At 46.4% G+C, this 4,177-nt stretch carries 3 protein-coding genes; all 3 read right to left on the reverse strand.

Annotated elements, in window-relative coordinates:
• On the reverse strand, positions 1–581 hold a 581-nt coding region (locus AC559A_RS18735; protein WP_498819217.1), incomplete at its 3' end, for a class I SAM-dependent methyltransferase.
• 159 nt (positions 582–740) lie between these two features.
• Positions 741–2,906, reverse strand: a complete 2,166-nt coding sequence (locus AC559A_RS18740) for a hypothetical protein (protein WP_498819218.1) — start codon at positions 2,904–2,906, stop codon at positions 741–743.
• Positions 2,907–2,999: 93 nt separating this feature from the next.
• Positions 3,000–3,953 carry a hypothetical protein gene (locus AC559A_RS18745; protein ID WP_498819219.1) on the reverse strand — a complete coding sequence of 318 codons (954 nt, stop codon included), beginning with the start codon at positions 3,951–3,953 and terminating at the stop codon, positions 3,000–3,002.
• Positions 3,954–4,177: the final 224 nt, after the last annotated feature.

A 4,177-nucleotide genomic window follows, 5' to 3' on the forward strand; every position in this document is an offset into this window, starting at 1 on the left:
TGTCCAAGGCGGGTCATGAACTCAAAGCCTTTGTCGATGGCCGCCATGGGGCTCAAGCCTTTGGCCTGCTGGTGGCGTTGTAAAAGTTTCTGCAAAGGCAAGGCGGATATCCAGCCGGGCATGGCGTTGTAACTGACATATGCCAAGCCTCCGGCCACCAGGGCGTGATCCAGGCATTTGCACACGGCTCGGCGCAGATCTTCCGTAATCCACGAGTATATCCCGTGCAGAACTACGAACTGGAATTTTCCGTAGGGCCAGTTTCCGGACAAATCCAGAAAGTCGGCTTCCGCGAAGGTCACGTTCTTCAGTCCGGCGTCTTTGGCCAAATCCGAGGCATGGGCGATGTGCTGGGGGTTGAAGTCCACGCCGACGAATTCAGCATCCGGGTACAGCGAGGCGATCAGGTTCAGGCCGACTCCCTGGCCGCAGCCGAGTTCCAGATACCGGAACTTCTTGACGTCCGGTCCCTTGAACCCCTTGAGACGCACAGCCCAGTCCAGCCAGGCGGGGGTGGTTTCGCGGTAAAACTGGTACGTGTAGCCTACTGCCGTGTTGTAGCCATGGGACCATTCAGACATGGGATGTACCTGTTCCTGATATTCTGGATAAATACAATATGATGCGATTTGCTGTTTCGCAGTAAATCAAATTGAATATGTTTATATTGCGAATATAAAATAAAAAAAGCCCACTTCATACTTTTATGAAGTGGGCTTTTTAAAGATTCAGATTAAAAATTAAACAAAGTTTGTACCATCAAGAGCAGTATTCACAGTTGCAACTCCGACTGTCGCTATAAGTACAGCTGCATCAACATCATTACCAACGTTAGTCGTGTAGTAAATCTTATACGCAGTTGTGGCTGCAAGATTGTCGCCATTTCCAATAATTGCAATCCTTGTGGCACCCCAGTCTCCTGTCCACAATCCATTGATTGCAGCTACAGCATTAGCGTTGTTGTAAGCTGCTTCACTATAGCCTCTTGCTGCGCTTGTATCCGCATTTAATGCGTCTGCGCCAGCATTAATAAACGCTGCAATATTCCCAACTCCGACAAGAGGTGATAATTTCAAAACATCTTTGTCAGCACCTGTTGTAAAAGAGTTAATTGTCACAACATCAGCTGCTGCAAATGTAAAGGTGTCAAGAGCTGCGCTTGCTGTAACTGTTTTACCGTTGAGATGTGTAATCTCAATCTTGTCATTGGCATCAGCAGTGATTGTTGTAAATTCGTTGAAGGTATCAGCCTTAAACTTTAAATCTTGAACACCGTTGGCTGAAATGTTTAAAATAGGAACATTTTGGATGGTTGCGTTTGAAAAATCAACTGCACTTGTTCCTGTAACTCTAAGAATATCGTTGCCAAGGCCGCCATCAATATTGAATTTGGCGTTGTTCATGACGTTTCCAGCATTAGCGATAGTGATAGTGTCGACAGCACCACCGCCTTCAACAGAGAATGCTAAATCGTTAAAAGTATGATCTACTGTCAAATTGTTAGCAGCATTTGTAGCACCAATAAACTTTCTTATCCCGGCAGTTTGGGCAGCATTTCCAAGAACCGCTGTCGCTTCCAAATCTTGACGCATTTGGAGAGTTTCGACGCTGGAAACACGCCCAAACTGTGTGTCTGCTACTGCTAATCCGCCTACACCAGTTGTTTGGTTAGTGATATAAATGATATCAGTTCCGCCAGCACCATTTACTGTTCCTGCTCCAGCCGCAATGGCAGCCAAACCTGCTGTCGACATCTGGAATACGTCCGCGCCCCCACCACCAACAAGTGTATCATCCGTACTAGCTGTCTGGTGTATAAGGCTGGTACCAGTGTTACCGGTTAGGTTTATATTATTGGCTTGATTCGACATCCAAATTTCGTAATTCTGCTCATGAGCGCCAGAAACAGTAAGCGCGACTCCGTGAGTACCACCCATTTGTGAAAAGTTAAAGTTGTCTGCACCTGATTTGTCTATATTGTTAAAAGTTTGAAGACCCGCATTGGTGCCTTGCATGCTTACAGTCTGTACTCCATCAAAAGTGGTCAAGTCTACAGCACCTGCACCAGCAGCACTGGAAACAAACATGAGGTTTTCAATGTTTTGAACCAATGGTGTACCAATGCTGCTCAATTTATTAGTATTGTCAACATAAATTATAAGTGTGTCACCGTCTCCCTGCGTGCCATCAACGAGCGAATCACCCGTTTTCAGTGTTCCGGATCGAGCAATAACTGTTTGCGGTCCATCCGTGAACTTGAAATTCACAGGATTTCCGCTGGATGTGGCACCAAGAACGGTTGCAACGTCATCACCCGCTGTCAAGTTGAATGTGCTACCTGGTTCTGGCTCTGGCGGAGCAGGTGGAACCGGAGGCTCAGGAGCAGGACCAGGAGCAGGTGCAGGAGGTACGGGGGTTGGCGGTGCAGGAGTTGGAGCAACTTGATTAACAAAGGCATTAACCTGAGCAGGAGTCAACAACTGAGGTGAATCCACCCCAGCAGGTCCAGCATTCCAACCGCCAGGGCTTCCGAATGACCCGTCAACTTTAGGCATCAAGCCCAGGTCGTTGATCATAGCATTGGCAAGACCACGCGGCAAAATATTTCCAGCAGCCAAGTTCTGTACGTAGTAGTTAACAATAGAAGCGTTGACCCCGAGGTACGTTCCGAACATGTTTACAAGCATGTTCTGAACAATCGTTTGAGAGTTCAATAAATCAGGGGTAGCCGTACCAAGTCCAGCCAATCCGCTGACGTGCTCTTGAAGGCCGCTTCGCCAAACATTTCCATTAGATTCAAGAAGTGCTTGGCTCCATGTGGCTAATTGAGCCGCATTTGGTGATCGCCCAACAGCTTCAAAATAGGCAATAACTTTTTTGTTATAATTTGATGCAACTAAAGTCATTGTATCCTCCTAATAAGTTAATGCCCTCTAAAAGCTAAATTAAACTTTTAGAGGGCAAAAGATAATCATGCAATCTTAGTCGTGTTGTATTGGTTACACAAAAGCAAAGTCTGTCAGGCCAAGTGCAGTGAGGTTTACGCCTGTTAGATTTGCTATATCAACAATAGCTCCATTTGCAGCATTTAAAGCGCTGTCATAAGCCAGTGTTGTTTGACCAGTAGTTGTATTTTCATAGACGATAAATGCTGCTCTTGCAGCACTTCCATTCTGAGCCGCCATTGCGGCATCAAGAGCTGCGACGTTTACCAAGCCACCAGGTACATTCCAGATGATAAGATCTGCGGCAGCGATAGAGGTACCGCCAACACCAGCAACAGTTGCTACGATGCGCGTATCAAAAAGATCAGTCAAAAGTCCATTGTTGAACTGGAGCTTGTCTGAACCGATTGTGAAATCTACAATCGTATCGCCACCTTCAGCTGTAATTCCAGCGATGTTCGTTGCTGTATAGCGGAATACGTTGTTTCCTCCGTTTCCAGTCATGTTATCAGCACCAGCACCGCCAGTAATAATATCAGATCCTTGGCCGCCAATCAGCACATCTCCACCAACAGATGAACCGTTCAGTGTCAAGCCAACAGTTGAAGTTGCGGCATTAACAGTCGCTGCTCCAAGAAGCGTGACAGTGTTTGTACCACCAGTAGCGATAATATTATTGACTGAGCCATCTCCAGCTACATTGACAGTGTTTACTCCACCTGAAAGGCGTACAGTGTCAGCTCCATTATTTGTAAAAATCAGATTAGTACCGGCGCTAACTCTGATATCGTCATTAAAGTTAGAGCCCCGAAGAATATCGTTACCGGCGCTGCCGACAATGGCTACTGCGTTGCCGGGGTTGTCGAGCATTGTGACACCTGCGGCAGAACCAGTGCTCGGCCTGGCATCACTGAAATCATATCGGGTAACGCCAGTTGCACCAAGTGCCGCAAGCTCATGCTGTCCGTTCAATGTGCCTTTAACATTGACAGTCAGAGCATTTGTCACTCTGCCAAAGTTCATTACGCTAGCAAGGCCATCAGTGCCGATAATCTGATCTCCCTGCAAAAAGTCCGGCAGGCATTCGATTTAACTAAATATTTTGCTTGCATTGTATGCTATAGTAGTGATATTAAGATTTAAAAAACGAGGTCACTGCTATGTTGCGATATAAGAATAGAAATAGGCTAAGCCTTATGGACGATACATTTTGGCTTCCAGGTAAACAGTCA

This window comes from Desulfonatronum zhilinae, assembly GCF_900182865.1.
GTDB classification, from domain to species: domain Bacteria; phylum Desulfobacterota; class Desulfovibrionia; order Desulfovibrionales; family Desulfonatronaceae; genus Desulfonatronum; species Desulfonatronum lacustre.

Coding starts and splice junctions, on each gene's coding strand:
- AC559A_RS18740 (WP_498819218.1), bottom strand. CDS start 2,906: ATGACTTTAGTTGCATCAAATTATAACAAAAAAGTTATTGCCTATTTT.